This is a genomic window from Porticoccus sp. (genome assembly GCF_965660005.1).
In the GTDB taxonomy this organism is placed as follows: Bacteria; Pseudomonadota; Gammaproteobacteria; order Pseudomonadales; family Porticoccaceae; genus Porticoccus.
This window is the reverse complement of the sequence record NZ_CBFHYF010000003.1, coordinates 59,399-75,802: the sequence shown is the minus strand read 5'-3', so window position 1 is coordinate 75,802 and position 16,404 is coordinate 59,399. Positions and strand designations below refer to the sequence as shown.

Annotated in this window: 15 protein-coding genes; 13 read left to right on the top strand and 2 right to left on the bottom strand. The window is 50.9% G+C overall.

From position 1 onward, the window contains the following. The first annotated feature begins 138 nt into the window (after window positions 1–138). From ACTF5G_RS01640 to glmS, 11 genes are all read left to right on the top strand, one after another. Window positions 139–522, top strand: coding sequence for an ATP synthase subunit I (locus ACTF5G_RS01640; RefSeq protein WP_438951073.1), 384 nt, complete (start codon window positions 139–141; stop codon window positions 520–522). A gap of 24 nt (window positions 523–546) precedes the next feature. Continuing rightward, on the top strand, window positions 547–1,410 hold the full coding sequence (gene atpB / locus ACTF5G_RS01635; RefSeq protein WP_438951072.1) for a F0F1 ATP synthase subunit A: 864 nt from the start codon (window positions 547–549) through the stop codon (window positions 1,408–1,410). Window positions 1,411–1,451: 41 nt separating this feature from the next. Then, entirely contained in the window at window positions 1,452–1,682 is a 231-nt protein-coding gene (atpE, locus tag ACTF5G_RS01630; RefSeq protein ID WP_036858829.1) for a F0F1 ATP synthase subunit C, read from the top strand. Between the two features lie 49 nt (window positions 1,683–1,731). Continuing rightward, on the top strand, window positions 1,732–2,202 hold the full coding sequence (locus ACTF5G_RS01625) for a F0F1 ATP synthase subunit B (RefSeq protein WP_438951071.1): 471 nt from the start codon (window positions 1,732–1,734) through the stop codon (window positions 2,200–2,202). A 12-nt stretch (window positions 2,203–2,214) separates the two neighbouring features. Beyond that, on the top strand, window positions 2,215–2,751 hold the full coding sequence (locus ACTF5G_RS01620) for a F0F1 ATP synthase subunit delta (protein ID WP_438951070.1): 537 nt from the start codon (window positions 2,215–2,217) through the stop codon (window positions 2,749–2,751). 18 nt (window positions 2,752–2,769) lie between these two features. Next, on the top strand, window positions 2,770–4,314 hold the full coding sequence (atpA, locus tag ACTF5G_RS01615; RefSeq protein ID WP_438951069.1) for a F0F1 ATP synthase subunit alpha: 1,545 nt from the start codon (window positions 2,770–2,772) through the stop codon (window positions 4,312–4,314). A 50-nt stretch (window positions 4,315–4,364) separates the two neighbouring features. Beyond that, window positions 4,365–5,225: a F0F1 ATP synthase subunit gamma gene (gene atpG / locus ACTF5G_RS01610; protein WP_438951068.1), complete on the top strand. Its 861-nt coding sequence runs from the start codon at window positions 4,365–4,367 to the stop codon at window positions 5,223–5,225. A 38-nt stretch (window positions 5,226–5,263) separates the two neighbouring features. Continuing rightward, entirely contained in the window at window positions 5,264–6,664 is a 1,401-nt protein-coding gene (gene atpD / locus ACTF5G_RS01605; protein WP_438951067.1) for a F0F1 ATP synthase subunit beta, read from the top strand. A 23-nt stretch (window positions 6,665–6,687) separates the two neighbouring features. After that, window positions 6,688–7,119, top strand: a complete 432-nt coding sequence (locus tag ACTF5G_RS01600) for a F0F1 ATP synthase subunit epsilon (protein ID WP_438951066.1) — start codon at window positions 6,688–6,690, stop codon at window positions 7,117–7,119. A gap of 276 nt (window positions 7,120–7,395) precedes the next feature. Next, on the top strand, window positions 7,396–8,772 hold the full coding sequence (glmU, locus tag ACTF5G_RS01595; RefSeq protein WP_438951065.1) for a bifunctional UDP-N-acetylglucosamine diphosphorylase/glucosamine-1-phosphate N-acetyltransferase GlmU: 1,377 nt from the start codon (window positions 7,396–7,398) through the stop codon (window positions 8,770–8,772). A gap of 15 nt (window positions 8,773–8,787) precedes the next feature. Next, a complete protein-coding gene (gene glmS / locus ACTF5G_RS01590; protein WP_438951064.1) occupies window positions 8,788–10,617 on the top strand; it encodes a glutamine--fructose-6-phosphate transaminase (isomerizing) in 1,830 nt (609 codons plus the stop codon). A 448-nt stretch (window positions 10,618–11,065) separates the two neighbouring features. Here the strand turns inward: glmS and ACTF5G_RS01585 are convergent, their stop codons facing one another. Beyond that, on the bottom strand, window positions 11,066–11,926 hold the full coding sequence (locus ACTF5G_RS01585; protein WP_438951063.1) for an SIS domain-containing protein: 861 nt from the start codon (window positions 11,924–11,926) through the stop codon (window positions 11,066–11,068). 128 nt (window positions 11,927–12,054) lie between these two features. Here ACTF5G_RS01585 and uvrD point away from each other — a divergent pair, with 128 nt between their 5' ends. Next, entirely contained in the window at window positions 12,055–14,223 is a 2,169-nt protein-coding gene (gene uvrD / locus ACTF5G_RS01580) for a DNA helicase II (RefSeq protein WP_438951110.1), read from the top strand. Between the two features lie 17 nt (window positions 14,224–14,240). Next, window positions 14,241–15,335 (top strand): TRAP transporter substrate-binding protein, encoded by a 1,095-nt coding sequence (locus ACTF5G_RS01575; protein WP_438951062.1) that lies wholly within the window; start codon window positions 14,241–14,243, stop codon window positions 15,333–15,335. A gap of 21 nt (window positions 15,336–15,356) precedes the next feature. Here ACTF5G_RS01575 and ACTF5G_RS01570 read toward each other — a convergent pair whose 3' ends face one another. Continuing rightward, entirely contained in the window at window positions 15,357–16,403 is a 1,047-nt protein-coding gene (locus tag ACTF5G_RS01570; protein WP_438951061.1) for a succinylglutamate desuccinylase/aspartoacylase family protein, read from the bottom strand. Window position 16,404: the final 1 nt, after the last annotated feature.

Below are 16,404 nucleotides of genomic sequence, written 5' to 3'. Positions count from 1 at the left end.
TATTTGTACGACAGCAACTAAAACTAACCCCGGTGGCAAAGTTTAGTTGAATCTGCAACTTGTACTACCTATAATTGCCGCCCGTTTGGGTTGACAAAATTGTCATCATGAGCAGATAGCACGAGTGGAGGGTGGTGAATGAAAGCTACCATTGAATCTCCACCGGTAGCTCGAATAGCGCTGGTCCAACTGATGGTTCTGTTGGTTTCGGTACTGGCATTGCTACCGCTAGATAGCGTTCTGTGCTGGTCCTTGCTGATTGGTGGGGTGATACAGATAGGCCCACACGCCTATTTCACCCGGCAAACCTTTCGCTATATGGGGGCCAGGCAGACACCAAAAATAATACGTGCCATATACAGGGGAGAGGCGGGCAAATTATTGCTCACGGTTGTGTTGTTTGGTTTGACGTTCAGTTATATGTCGCCAGTCAGCATACCTGCGATTTTTCTTGGCTATGGCGCGATGATAATTGTGCAGTGGCTTTGCGCCGCAAAGGTGTTGAGCCACACGGGTAATTAGACCTAGCTGGTTTGAGAGATAAAAATGGCAGGCGATACACAACAAACGGGAACAGAGTACATCCAGCACCACCTGACCAACCTTACGTATGGTCAGCACCCGGAAAATGGCTGGAGTTTTGCTCACAATGCCCAGGAAGCAGCTGAAATGGGCTTCATGGCAGTCAATGTGGACAGTTTGGGTTGGTCATTCGGTCTGGGTCTTATCTTTCTTGTTCTGTTTCGCTGGGCAGCCAAACGTGCCACTACGGGCATTCCATCTGGCTGGCAAAATTTTGTTGAAATGATGGTGGAATTTGTCGATGGAACTGTAAAAGACAGTTTTCATGGCAGAAATCCCTGGATAGCACCGATGGCCCTGACAATATTTGTCTGGGTTTTCCTGATGAACCTGATGGACCTGATACCGGTCGATGTGATCCCCTGGTTAATGCTTCAGGCCGGTGTACATTTTCAGAAAATCGTTCCCTCCACTGACCCAAATATCACCCTCGGAATGGCATTAGCCGTTTTCGTCATGATTATCTATTACAGCATCAAGGTGAAAGGTGTTGGTGGGTTTGTGGGTGAGTTGACCCTGCAACCCTTCTCCGCCAAAAATCCCGTGGTTCAAGCTATTTTTGTACCAATCAACCTGGCCCTTGAGTTGGTTGGCCTCCTGGCGAAACCTTTCTCCCTGGGTTTGCGGTTGTTCGGCAATATGTATGCCGGTGAAATGATTTTTATCCTCATCGCCATGATGTACAGCGCAGGTTGGATATTGGGAACCTTTGGTGGTGTTCTGCAATTGGGATGGGCCATATTCCATATTCTGATCATTACCCTGCAAGCATTTATTTTTATGGTTTTGACCGTCGTGTACCTGAGCATGGCACACGAAGATCACTGATTTACTTTTAACTTTACTACTACAGTCATTAGGAGATAAAAATGGAACTCATCTTGGTTGCAGCCGCAATTATGGTTGGTTTTGGTGCCCTGGGTGCCGCAGTTGGTATGGGTCTGCTCGGGGGTAAACTCCTGGAAGGCACTGCTCGTCAACCGGAGCTGGGTCCGATGCTGCAGGGTAAAATGTTCCTTCTGGCGGGTCTGATTGATGCGATTCCGATGATCGGTGTGGGTATCGGCATGTATTTGATCTTCGCGGTTTATGCCGGTTAAGCAACAACAACCCGATTCTTTTATTTAACCCCAGGAACGAGGTGTTGGCGTGAATATTAACCTGACCCTATTTGGGCAGCTGGTTTCTTTTCTGTTCTTTGTGTGGTTCTGCAAAAAGTTTGTATGGACTGCCATTATCAATGCAATGGAAGAACGGCAGAAGAAAATAGCCGATGGCTTGGATGCTGCTGATCGCGCGTCGCGTGATCTGGAGCTGGCACAAGAAAGAGCCACCGAGCGGCTCAAGGAAGCCAAACAGGAAGCGGCATCCATACTTGAGCAAGCAAACAAGCGGGCTAACCAGATAGTTGGAGAAGCCAAAGAGCAAGCTCGCGCCGAAGGCGATCGTCTCAAAGCGGCAGCTCAGGCGGAAATCGAACAAGATGTTAACCGTGCGAAGGAAGAGCTTCGTAAAAAGGTTGCAACACTTGCTCTGGCTGGCGCTGAGAAAATCTTGCAGGCAAATATTGATGAAGGCGCGAACCGTGCGCTTGTCGATAAACTTGCAGCCGAGCTGTAACCGAGGTTTAACATGGCTGAATTGAGCACGTTGGCCCGGCCCTATGCAAAAGCGGCTTTTGAATATGCCGAAGGTGCGGGTGATCTGCAAAACTGGTCTGATAGTCTTGCTGTAGCAGCTGCGGTTGCACAGCAGCATGTAGTAGAAAAGCTGTTGAGTTCGCCAGCCTACACGGCAGCACAACAGGCAGAAAAAGTAATAACAGTTTGTGGTGATGCCCTTTCCGGCAAGACGCTGAATTTTATTCAGGTTTTGGCGGATAATCGCCGTCTCAGACTTTTACCACAGATTTACCAGCAGTTTGAAACACTCAAGGCTAACCGCGAAAAAACCGTTGAGGTAAATGTGGTTTCAGCCCGGGAGATCAGTGCTGAGCAACAAGAAAAGCTGGCCAGTGCGCTCAGTGCGAAACTGGAACGCACCGTTAATATGCAGGTATCCGTTGACAGCACCCTGATAGGTGGCGCTGTGGTAAGGGCTGGAGACACTGTCATTGACGGATCCATACGCGGGCGATTGTTAAAACTCGCCGAAGCATTACATTCATAGGATTGAGGACCAGAGCAAATGCAGCAACTGAATCCATCCGAAATCAGTGAGATCATCAAACAGCGTATTGATAGCCTTGATGTTTCCTCTGAAGCGCAAAACGAAGGCACAATCGTTTCGGTATCTGACGGTATTATTCGCATTCACGGCCTTGCCGATGTGATGTACGGTGAGATGATCGAATTTGAAGGTGGTATCTACGGTATGGCCCTCAATCTCGAGAGAGATTCTGTCGGTGCCGTTATTCTGGGTGATTACCAAAGTCTGGCTGAAGGTCAGAAGGCCCGGTGCACAGGCCGCATCCTGGAGGTTCCGGTTGGACCGGAGCTGGAAGGCCGTGTGGTTGATGCTTTGGGCAATCCCATTGATGGTAAAGGTCCAATCAATGCGAAAATGACGGACCCACTGGAAAAAGTTGCGCCCGGTGTTATTGCCCGTCAATCTGTAGACCAACCGGTACAAATCGGTCTCAAGGCCATTGATGCCATGGTGCCGATTGGACGCGGACAGCGGGAACTGATTATTGGTGACCGCCAGATCGGTAAAACAGCGATCGCGGTCGATGCCATCATCAACCAGAAAGATTCTGGGATTAAATGTATTTATGTGGCGATCGGTCAGAAGGCATCTTCCATTGCAGCCGTTGTGCGCAAGCTGGAAGAGCACGGTGCTATGGCCCATACCATTGTGGTTGCGGCAACCGCATCTGATCCCGCTGCCATGCAATATCTGGCCCCTTTTGCTGGTTGTACCATGGGTGAGTACTACCGCGATCGCGGTCAGGATGCCTTGATCATTTATGATGACCTGACCAAGCAGGCCTGGGCGTATCGTCAGATTTCTTTGTTGTTGCGTCGTCCGCCGGGCCGCGAGGCTTACCCTGGCGACGTCTTTTACTTGCACTCTCGCCTCCTTGAGCGCGCCGCTCGCGTTAACCCCGCCTATGTTGAAAAATTCACCAACGGTGAAGTCAAGGGGAAAACCGGTTCATTGACAGCATTACCTGTGATTGAAACCCAGGCGGGCGATGTATCAGCATTTGTACCGACTAACGTTATTTCGATCACTGACGGACAGATCTTCCTCGAGGCAGATATGTTTAATGCCGGCATCCGTCCTGCCATGAATGCCGGTATCTCGGTATCACGGGTAGGTGGCGCCGCACAAACCAAGGTGATCAAGAAATTGTCGGGTGGTATTCGTACGGCACTTGCCCAGTATCGTGAACTGGCGGCATTCTCTCAGTTCGCCTCGGATCTGGATGAGGCGACCAAGTCTCAGCTCGATCACGGTGAACGAGTTACTGAATTGATGAAGCAGGGCCAATATTCACCCCAGAGCGTGGCAGAAATGGCCATGATGATTTATGCCGCTGACCGGGGTTATCTGAAAGAAGTTGAGGTCAGCAAGATTGGTGATTTTGAACATGCGCTGCTTTCGTACATGAAAGCAGAACACAGCGACTTGCTTGATCAGATAAATCAGACCGGTGACTGGAACGACGACCTTGATGCCAGTTACAAGGCTGCGCTGGAGAAGTTCATCAGCACTCAAACCTGGTAATTTCTGATTTGGGCTGACATCGTCAGCCCAAAATTGTGAAAGGCTAAATTATGGCAGTCGGAAAAGAAGTCAAAACAAAAATCAACAGTATCCGCAGCACACAGAAAATCACCAGTGCTATGGAGATGGTTGCAGCGAGTAAAATGCGGCGGGCACAGGAGCGTCGCGAAGTGAGCAAGCCGTATGCCGACAGAATTCGTTCGGTTGTAGGCCATCTCGCCAATGCTAATGTTGAGTACAAACATCAGTACATGGAAGAGCGCGAAGTAAAGCGCGTCGGGTTCATTATCGTATCAACTGATCGCGGCTTGTGTGGTGGTTTGAACACCAACCTGTTTAAAGAAGTCATTCGGTCAATGAAATCCTGGTCGAATGAAGCCATTGCTATTGATCTCTGCGTGTTGGGGAACAAAGCGGCAGCCTTCTTTGGTGGTTTCGGCGGCAATATTGTTGCCACCGTAAAAGACCTTGGTGACCAGCCTTCCGCCGGCGACCTTATCGGTGGTGTAAAGGTAATGCTTGATGCCTATGATGAAGGAATCATTGATCGCCTCTATCTGGTTTCAAATGATTTTGTCAATACGATGACCCAAAAGCCTGTTGTGGAGCAGTTGTTACCCCTTTTGCCAATCGAAGATCAAAAGATGAAGCACCACTGGGACTACATCTACGAACCCGATGCCAAGGATTTGCTTGACGGACTCCTGATTCGTTATATCGAATCCCAGGTTTACCAGGGCGTGGTAGAGAACAAAGCCTGCGAACAGGCGGCGAGAATGATTGCCATGAAGAGCGCCACCGATAATGCGGGTGACTTGATCAATGAATTGCAGTTGCTTTACAACAAAGCACGTCAGGCGGCTATTACCCAGGAGCTGTCGGAAATCGTTAGTGGTGCAGCAGCCGTTTAACACAAGATTTTACAGCCTTAGTTTAAGAGGAATCAGACATGAGTAGCGGACGTATCGTACAAATTATTGGTGCGGTGATTGATGTGGAATTCCCACGCGATCAGGTACCCAACGTATATGACGCACTGTTAGTTGATAAGCAAGGTCTGACCCTGGAAGTCCAGCAGCAGCTAGGTGATGGCGTAGTGCGTACTATTGCCATGGGCTCCTCAGAGGGTTTGAGCCGGGGCCTCAGTGTTGGCAATACCAACGCGCCGATCAGTGTACCAGTCGGTCTTGCAACACTCGGTCGCATCATGGATGTACTGGGTAATCCGATTGATGATTGTGGCCCTATCGGGGAAACCGAGCGCGCCTCAATCCACCGTAAGCCACCGGCCTATGATGAGCTGGCTGCGTCTACAGATTTGCTGGAAACAGGAATCAAGGTAATTGATCTGGTGTGCCCGTTTGCCAAGGGCGGTAAGGTGGGATTGTTCGGTGGTGCCGGTGTCGGTAAAACCGTAAACATGATGGAACTGATTAATAACATCGCTACCGAACACTCTGGATTGTCGGTGTTCGCTGGTGTCGGGGAGCGTACCCGGGAAGGTAATGACTTCTACTTTGAGATGCAGGAATCGAAAGTCGTTAACATCGAAACACCCAGTGAGTCGAAGGTGGCAATGGTCTACGGTCAGATGAACGAACCGCCGGGTAACCGTCTTCGCGTCGCATTGACCGGCCTGACCATGGCGGAAAAATTCCGCGATGAAGGTCGTGACGTGTTGCTGTTTGTTGACAACATCTATCGTTACACGTTGGCGGGTACGGAAGTTTCTGCGTTGCTCGGTCGTATGCCCTCTGCTGTGGGTTACCAGCCAACGCTGGCTGAAGAAATGGGTGTTCTCCAGGAACGTATTACCTCTACCAAAGTGGGTTCCATCACATCGGTACAGGCTGTGTATGTTCCCGCAGATGACTTGACTGACCCGTCACCTGCCACCACATTCGCTCACCTCGACTCAACGGTTGTACTGAGCCGTGATATTGCAGCCAAGGGTATTTATCCTGCAGTAGACCCGCTGGATTCTACGTCACGTCAGCTCGATCCGCTGGTAATTGGTCATGATCATTACGATACAGCCCGCGGTGTACAGACGGTTCTTCAACGCTATAAAGAGCTGAAAGACATCATTGCCATTCTTGGTATGGACGAACTCTCAGAGGAAGACAAGTTGGTGGTATCTCGCGCCCGGAAAATCGAGCGCTTCCTGTCCCAGCCTTTTCATGTGGCTGAGATCTTCACCGGTTCACCTGGAAAATATGTTTCTTTGAAAGACACGATTGCCGGCTTCCAGGGCATTCTTAACGGCGACTACGACAATCTGCCCGAGCAAGCATTTTACATGGTAGGTACGATTGATGAAGCTGTTGAGAAAGCAGGAAAAATGAAGTAAACGATCAATATAGGCACTAAGATATGGCTATGACTGTGCACTGTGACATCGTAAGTGCCGAGCAATACCTGTTCTCCGGTTTAATAGAGCTTCTCGTTGCCAGTGGTTCTCAGGGGGAACTCGGTGTTACGTTTGGTCACGCCCCGCTGTTAACTGACCTCAAACCTGGTCCTGTCCGGATAGTTAAGCAGAATGGTGAGGAAGAAATTTATTACCTTTCCGGTGGTTATCTGGAAGTGCAGCCTAACAAGGTATCTATTCTGGCTGATACAGCATTGCGGGCAGATGATCTCGACGAAGCTGCAGCACTAGAAGCCAAGAAGCACGCAGAACAGGATATGACCAATCAGAGTGGCGAGTTTGACTATTCCCGGGCCGCCTCTCAATTAGCCGCTGCGGCTGCTCAGCTCCGTACCATTGAGCAATTGCGTAAAAAAATGGGTGGCAAAAAATAATCCGTTTTGAATCGTTGTTTATAAAAGGGTGGCATTTGCCACCCTTTTTTTATGCGGTCACAGACAGAACACCACGGGTTTGCCTGTGGATGAAGGTCAACTCTGTCAGGAGTTGTAATTTAGCGAAGCGGGGCGTAGTCCCCAGAACCCCGGCTTTAGCCGGGGGAATCTATACGTGGTTATTGCCTGCCAGCTGGAGGGAGGGCATGGGCTCTGACATCGTGGTAATTAGCAGCTGATACTGATTAAATACCCCGATTTACCGAGGAGATTCCTATGGCAACGGACGTCGTCATACTGGCTGCTGGCAGGGGGACCAGAATGAAATCCCGTCTGCCTAAAGTACTGCATTGCCTGGCCGGACGCCCATTGCTACAGCATGTTGTAGATGCCGGCAACGATCTCAAGACAGCCAGAATCATCATTGTCACGGGTCACGAATCGGAAAAGGTTAGGTCCGCTATCAATGGCGAAGCCCTGTTCTACGTTGAACAAAAGCAGCCATTAGGCACGGCCCACGCGGTTCAGCAGGCGGTTCCGGAAATTCGTAGTGATGCCACAGTATTGATACTTTATGGCGATGTTCCGTTAATTCAGCCAGCTACAATTCAGACTATGGTCGATATGGCCGCTGACGGGTCATTGGTGCTGTTAACGGTGTTACTTGGCGATCCGTCTGGGTATGGGCGAATCATCAGGGATCAAGCGCAGGAAGTGGTGGCGATCGTTGAAGAAAAGGATGCTAGCCAACAGCAACTGGATATTTGTGAAGTGAACACCGGTGTGATGGCGCTGCCCGCAGAAAAGCTGAAAAACTGGTTACCTGTGATTGATAACAAGAATGCTCAACAGGAGTACTATCTCACAGACCTTATCTCGCTTGCACACCAGCACCATTATAAGATTAAAACGTTGCAGCCCCTTTTCCCACAAGAGGTAGAGGGTGTGAATAATCGTAGTCAGCTGAGCCGGCTGGAACGTTATTATCAGCGACAGCATTCGGAACAGCTCATGCTGGCAGGAGTCACCATCGCCGATCCAGACAGAGTGGATGTGAGGGGGAAACTGACCGCCGGCATAGACAACTACATCGACGTTAATGTGGTTTTTGAGGGCGATGTCCAGTTGGGCAATAATGTATCTATTGGTCCAAATTGCCTGATTATCAACAGCCGTATTGCCGATGGGGCCGAAATAAAAGCCAACAGTATTGTGGAAGGAAGCCTGGTCGGCCCAGACTGTGTTGTGGGCCCTTTCGCGAGATTGAGGGCGGGTACAGAGATGGCCGAAAGTGCGAAAATAGGTAATTTTGTAGAAACCAAAAACTCTTCCCTGGGGAAAGGCACAAAAATCAACCATCTCAGTTATGTGGGGGATGCCTGTTTGGGTGCCAACGTCAATATTGGAGCAGGCACTATTACTTGTAACTACGATGGTTTGAACAAGCACCGGACTACGATCGGTGACAATGCTTTTATTGGCTCAAATACTTCTCTGGTGGCGCCGGTTACTATTGGCAAGAACGCCACCGTAGGGGCGGGTTCCACTATTACATGCGATGTACCCGATGGTGAGCTCGGGTTGACTCGGGCGAAACAGCAGAACATCGAAGGTTGGAAACGGCCGGGAAAAAACGATGAATCTCTTCAGTAATTAACGGAAAACCTTATGTGCGGAATAGTTGGGGCACAAGCACAACGGAATGTGATCGGCATCCTGATCGAGGGGCTCAAAAGACTGGAATATCGCGGTTACGACTCCGCCGGTTTGGCTGTAATTGATCAAAACGGTGAGCTGCAGTTACGGAAGAACAAAGGCAAGGTGGCACAACTCGTCGATCGACTGGTTGAGCAGCCCACTCGGGGTAGCGTGGGCATTGCCCACACACGCTGGGCTACTCACGGCGTCCCCAACGAAATCAATGCCCACCCACATACCTCCGGTGGGGTTGCCGTTGTGCACAATGGCATTATTGAAAACCATGCAGAATTGAAAAAAGAGCTGACGGGTTTGGGCTACCAGTTTACTTCGGAAACAGATACCGAGGTGGTTGCCCATCTTGTTAACCATCTTCTTAAAAGCACCGCCTCGTTACGTCATGCAGTGCAGATTTGTACGACCAGATTGCAAGGCGCCTATGCGCTGGCAGTGATCAGTACTTCTGAACCCCGATCATTGATTGGTACCCGTAGTGGTAGCCCGCTGGTAATTGGTGTTGGTATAGAAGAAACATTTCTTGCCTCTGACCAAATGGCGCTGCGCCAAGTAACGGATCGCTTTGTATTCCTGAAAGAGGGTGATCTGGTTGAACTGGCAGAAGGTAGCTACAGGATTTTCGACAAGACAGGCAACCTGGTCGAGCGTGATGTAGACACGCTGCCCGGAGGTGATGATGTCACCGATAAGGGTGGTTACCGACATTACATGATGAAAGAGATATTTGAGCAGCCAGCTGTCCTTGATGCCACACTACAGGGACGTATCGGTCAGGCCCATGTATTGCCGGAAGCATTTGGAAGTCGCGCCGTAGAGGTATTTGCCCGGGTAAAAGCCGTCCATATTGTCGCTTGTGGCACCAGTTATCACGCCGGGCTTGTAGCCCGCTACTGGTTGGAAGAGTGGGCCGGTATTCCCTGTCAGGTAGAAGTGGCAAGTGAATATCGTTACCGTACAGTTGTTGTTCCCACCGATACGCTGTTTGTCACGATTTCTCAATCCGGAGAAACAGCCGACACCCTGGCCGCCCTGACTTCGGCAAAAACATCCGGTTATCTTGCCACGCTGGTCATCTGTAACGTAGCCAACAGCTCACTGGTGAGAGAGTCAGATATGGCCCTCATGACCCATGCCGGGCCTGAGATCGGTGTCGCATCGACAAAAGCATTCACCACCCAGTTAGTGGCCTTGCAGCTACTCTGCATCGGTATTGGTAAAAGCCATGGCCTGACTGAAGAAACAGAGCGATTGCTGGTGGAGGCCCTTCGTCAATTGCCCCAACTCTGTCGGGATACGCTTTTACTGAATGAACAGATTGAAAAAACCTTTGAATGTTTTGCCGATAAACAACATGCGCTTTTTCTCGGTCGAGGTGTGCAGTACCCGGTTGCACTTGAGGGAGCGCTCAAGCTCAAGGAGATCTCTTATATTCACGCTGAAGCCTACCCTTCAGGTGAACTCAAACACGGCCCCCTGGCGCTGGTCGACAAGGACATGCCGGTGGTGGCTGTGGCACCCAACAACGAGTTACTGGAGAAATTGAAGTCAAATCTACATGAGGTAAAAGCCCGGGGTGGTCAACTGTTTGTCTTTGCCGACCTGAATGCCGGCTTTGAGAATGAAACGGATCTGACGGTGATCAACCTTCCCCATGTCCCGAAGAGCCTTGAAGCCATCATTTATACGTTACCGCTGCAATTACTCTCCTATCATGTGGCTGTATTGAAGGGGACCGATGTAGACCAGCCACGCAACCTGGCGAAGTCCGTCACCGTGGAATAAGCGTCATCAAATGGCCTGATTCCAAGGCCATTCGCCTGAGAGTCCCTCTCGCTTTTATTGAATATCCGGTAACAACCGATAATTGTGGCTGTTCCCTGTGCGCGAAATTCAGGACGCCTGAACTGCGCAAAGGTCATGCCGCTTGGGGCGAATAATCGGGTGTGAAGGCATAGACAGCAGACAACCACGATAAAATTAGTAATTGATCATCATGTTATGATGATAGTATAATAATAAAAGTTGATTCCCATCCAATTTAAAGTTAAATAATACGCAACTGTTCCTCCTGAGCAACCAGCCCTCTGATAGTGAGAAACGTGTTTTTACGAAAGGGACGGGGGAAAGCGCAACCGACGAAAGTTGGGTGCCAAAATTTTTATCTCGTAGCTCGAACCTTTACCCCATTTCTTAATGGGGTTTTTTTTGCCCGATTTTGGTGGAGTGGGCTTTAGTGATTTTCCAGTGGTTCACGGAGTACTTCCAGACCGAGTTGCATTTCCAGCAGGTGTTCCTGGAGGCGACCGCCTTTGTGCTGGGCAACACCGATTGCCAGCACATCAATCAACACGAGGTGAGCAATGCGTGATGACAGTGGGGTATAGATTTGAAAATCCTCTTTGACATCAATAGTTAGCGGGATAGTAGCTGCATTGGCTACTGGAGAGTCTGAAGGGGCGATGGCGATAACAATGGCACCCCTACTCTTTACGCGCTCCATGGCATTGATCAACGTGGTCGTTCTTCCCGACTGGGAAATAGCAATGACGATATCACTAGGTGCCATTGAGGCAGCCGACATATTCTGTAAGTGCGGGTCAGCATAGGCGGCCGCAGAGACCTGCAGGCGGAAAAATTTGTGCTGTGCATCGGTTGCGACAGCAGCGGACGCACCAAACCCGTAGAACTCAACCCGATTGGCCACACAGATTGCCTGAACGGCCCGATCAAGCATTTTCAGATCCAGAGAATCACGAACTTTCAATAGTGTATCGACAGTGGAATCGAACACCTTGAATGTGTATTCAGCCACAGAATCCTGGTCAGTGACGGCAATCTGGCCATAGCTCGGGCTGGATGCCAGCTGCTGTGCCAGCACCAGCTTGAAATCCTGAAAACCATTGCAACCCACTGCGCGACAGAAGCGCACCACAGTGGGTTCGCTGACTTCAGCCTTTTCTGCCAAATCCACGATTCTCATGCGAATGACATCGGTCAAATTGGCCAAAATAAACTCTGCCACCTTGCGCTCGGATTTGCGTAAATTAGGCAGACTACTGCTGATGGCCCAGGTGAGTTCAGCGGGTTTCATGGTGATCTCTCCACAATACGAGCTTTATTGTAAATAATTTACAGAAAAATGGCATTCTTGTAGTGAAAGTCTATTGCCGTACGCAAGGATCGCCCACCGGCATCAGTGTTCTGATAGAATTTACCGCCATGGATGTCACAACAATACTCGATCCCCTGAATACCGCCCAACGTGAAGCCGTTTCCAGCAATGCCAGCCATCTTCTGGTGCTCGCAGGTGCAGGCAGTGGCAAGACCCGCGTTCTTGTTCATCGAATTGCCTGGTTGATACAGGTGGAACAGGTTTCGCCCTATTCGATCCTGGCGGTCACCTTTACCAACAAGGCGGCAAGGGAAATGCGGGGTCGCATTGAAGACCTGTTGGGTTTCTCCGCTCAGGGAATGTGGGTGGGCACTTTTCACGGATTAGCTCATCGGCTACTCAAAATGCATTGGCAGGATGCGGGTCTTCCGGAAAATTTTCAGATACTCGACAGTGACGACCAGCTTCGACTGGTCAAACGCCTGTATCAGAGCTTGGGCATTGATGATAGCCGCTGGCCCCAGCGGCAGGCCCAGTCGTTTATCAATAACCAGAAAGACGAGGGACTGCGCTGCCGCGATTTGCAACCGGCCCATGACCCCTATCAGCGAACCATGCAACAGGTTTATGCTGCTTATGAGGAAGCCTGTGAGCGCGGCGGAATAGTGGATTTCGGCGAATTACTGCTTCGCGCCCATGAGCTCTGGCTGAAAAATCCAGAACTCCTGCAACACTATCAGCATCGTTTCCGGCATTTGCTGGCAGATGAATTTCAGGACACCAATGCGATTCAATATGCCTGGTTGCGAGTGCTGGCAGGTGATCAGCTGCCGGTAACGGCAGTGGGTGACGACGATCAGTCCATTTATGGCTGGCGTGGTGCCAAGGTGGAAAACATTCTCAACTTCCCCCGTGATTATCCGGCCACCCGGATGGTGCGACTGGAACAGAATTATCGCTCCAGTAAAAATATTCTTGAAGCAGCCAATGCCGTGATTTCACGCAATTCCAATCGCCTGGGAAAAAACCTCTGGACGGACGATAACGAAGGTGAAGCTATTTCACTTTATGCGGCCTTCAATGAGCAGGATGAAGCCCGTTTTATTGCCGAGCGTCTGAGAGACTGGGTCAATCAGGGTAATCTGCGCGAGGAATCGGCCATTCTCTATCGTTCCAATGCACAGTCCCGGGTGCTTGAAGACGCCCTGTTGCGCGCTGCAATTCCCTACCGCATTTATGGGGGGCAAAAATTTTATGAACGTCAGGAAATCCGCAATGCCCTCGCCTACTTGAGATTGCTGGTCAACCGTCACGACGATGCAGCATTTGAGCGGGTGGTCAATACTCCGACCCGGGGGATCGGTGATAAAACAATTCAGGAGCTGCGTGAGCTGGCCCGTGATGAAGGGATGTCGCTCTGGCGAACAGCGGAGCATGCCATTGCTGCGGGTCAATTTTCTGGTCGGGCCAGTAATGCGCTGGAGGGCTTCCTGACCCTAATCGGGAGGCTCGACCAAGAGACTACAGATTTCCCGCTACATGAACGGGTGGATCATATTATCGAGGGCAGTGGATTAATCGATTTTCATCGCCGGGAAAAAGGAGACCGGGGTGAATCACGAGTGGAAAACCTGCAGGAACTGGTGATCGCCAGCCGATCCTTTGAGCCAGAAGACAAAGACCTGCCACCACTGTCGCAATTTCTCGATCAGGCGGCCCTGGATGCTGGAGATCGGCAGGCGGATGTGGGTGAGGATGCGGTACAGCTGATGACATTGCACTCGGCCAAGGGGCTTGAGTTTCCGCTGGTTTTTCTGGCGGGTATGGAGGAAAACCTGTTTCCCCACCGGATGTCCGCAGAGGATCCCGGACGACTTGAGGAGGAGCGGCGACTGGCCTATGTGGGGATTACCCGGGCGATGCAGAAGCTTTACCTCACCTTTGCCGAATCCCGTCAGCAGTATGGCACCGAAAATTATAACCGCGTATCCCGGTTTGTCCGTGATATTCCAGCCAATCTGGTGGAAGAGGTCCGGTTGCGAGCTCAGATCAAACGACCTGCCAGTTATGCCCGACAACCGGCGATGAACCTCAGCGATAGCGGAGAGAACACCAGTCTTTCTCTCGGGCAGCGGGTTTTGCACCCTATTTTCGGTGAAGGCGTCGTTTTAAATTTTGAGGGTAATGGTGCCCATGCCCGGGTACAGGTAAATTTTGATAAAGAAGGGACCAAATGGCTGGTTTTGGCCTATGCCAAACTCAGTCCAATGGGTTAATCATCGAGGAAAAGACTATGAAAACGCCTATTTTGTTGACCATGTTGTTATTGACCCTGGTGGGTTGTGGTGGCGACAGTGACATGGCTTCTCCTGGCCAGCAACAAGCCACCCAGAAAACCTACCAGTGGAAAATGGTCACTACCTGGCCAAAAAACTTTCCCGGACTGGGTATGGCCGCTGAAAACTTTGCTGTCCTGGTGGAGCGGATGAGTGGGGGCCGGCTGACAGTAAAAGTCTACGGGGCAGGCCAGCTTGTGCCGGCTATGGAGGTGTTTGATGCGGTCTCACAGGGGGCCGCTGAAATGGGACATGGGGCCTCCTATTACTGGAAGGGAAAATCGCCGTCTAGCGCACTTTTTACGACCATTCCGTTTGGTCTCAATGCCCAGGAAATGAATGGCTGGTTGCAATACGGCGGCGGCATGGCGTTGTGGCGCGAACTTTATGAACCCTTCAATCTGTTACCTCTGGCAGCGGGGAATACCGGTGTACAGATGGCCGGCTGGTTTAATCGTGAAATCAACTCTCTGGAAGATCTCAAGGGACTGAAAATGCGGATCCCGGGTTTGGGTGGAGAGGTAATCAGCCGTATGGGTGTTGAGGCAGTCAATATTCCCGGGGGAGAGCTCTATACCTCGATGCAAACGGGTGTTATTGATGCCACCGAGTGGGTTGGTCCCTACAACGATCTGGCCTTTGGTTTTCATCAGGTAGCCAAGTATTACTATTACCCCGGTTGGCACGAACCGGGTCCGACACTGGAGTTGATGGTTAACAAACAGGCCTTTGCATCACTGCCAGACGATTTGCAGGCCATAGTCGAGGGTGCAGCGAGAGCGATTAACCAGGATATGCTGGACGATTACACAGCCCGCAACAATGGTGCGCTAAAGGAACTGGTGGAAACTCACGGTGTAGAGGTGCGGCCGCTACCGGACGAGGTGCTGGCGGAACTGAATCGGGTCACCGATCAGGTGTTGGAGGGAATAGCCAGCAGGGACCCACAATTCAAACGGGTTTACGAATCCCAGCAGGCATTCAAAGCCGGTGTTATGAACTATCACAAAATCTCGGAAGAGGCGTATTATCGGGCCCGAGAGCTTAAATAGCGGTTGTTTGACAGAGAAAGATCAAAGTGGTCGTGTAAAAGTTTCCTGCTCGGGTTGGTCATCAAAGTGTTCCTGAAATGCTTCGACGCTATCCGAGGCTTTGCCCAGGGTGGTGAACTCTGCGATATGAAACAGGGCTTCCCCCTCGTTGACCAGTGGAATCTGGGAAGCTGCGATAACAATGCCGTCGCTGCCTGATTTCAGGGGTTTTTCCGGGCCGCCGAATGGCGAAGCGAGATAGGCCAGTACCTGGCCCTCTTTGACCCGCTGTCCCAGCTTGATTTTACTGATCACAATGCCATCGCGCTCTGCCCGCAACCAATAGCTTCGACTGGCCTTAACCGGCACCAGCTTGGGAGGGGAGTGATCCGTTCGTGCTGGCAGCATACCGAGATGACGCATGACCGACATGACGCCCCGTACGCCGGCCTTTATGGCGGGCTCGTCAAAACGCAGTGCCTCCCCCGCTTCATACAGTATGGCCGGAATACCCAGCTCGGTGGCAGCAGCGCGCAGTGAACCATCTCTGACTTTGGCATCCATAAAAATGGGCGCACCAAAGGCCTCTGCCATACCCAGTGCTGCGGGGTCATCGAGATCACCGCGAATCTGGGAAAGATTTTTGCGATGGATGGCGCCGGTATGAAGGTCGATAACGTGTGTGCAGTGACTGAGTAGTTCCGTATGAATCAGATTGGCCAGACGGCTTCCCAACGGTCCCCGGGGCGAACCTGGGAAACATCGGTTTAAATCGCGCCGATCCGGTAAATAACGAGACTGTTGGATAAAACCGAACATATTAACAATAGGAACAATTAGTAAAGTTACCGACAAACGACGTAGTAAGCGCTTACCGACAATACGACGGCAAATTTCGATTCCGTTAATCTCATCCCCGTGAATCGCCGCGCAAACCAGTAGTACCGGTCCGGGTTTGCGGCTGTGGATGACCTCCACCGGCAAATCGATGGGCGTATCGGTATACAGGCGTGCCGCGGGAATTGACAGCAGCCGGGTTTTCCCGGGATTGATGACCTCGCCTGCCAGTTTCAGGGGTGATCTGCTCAAA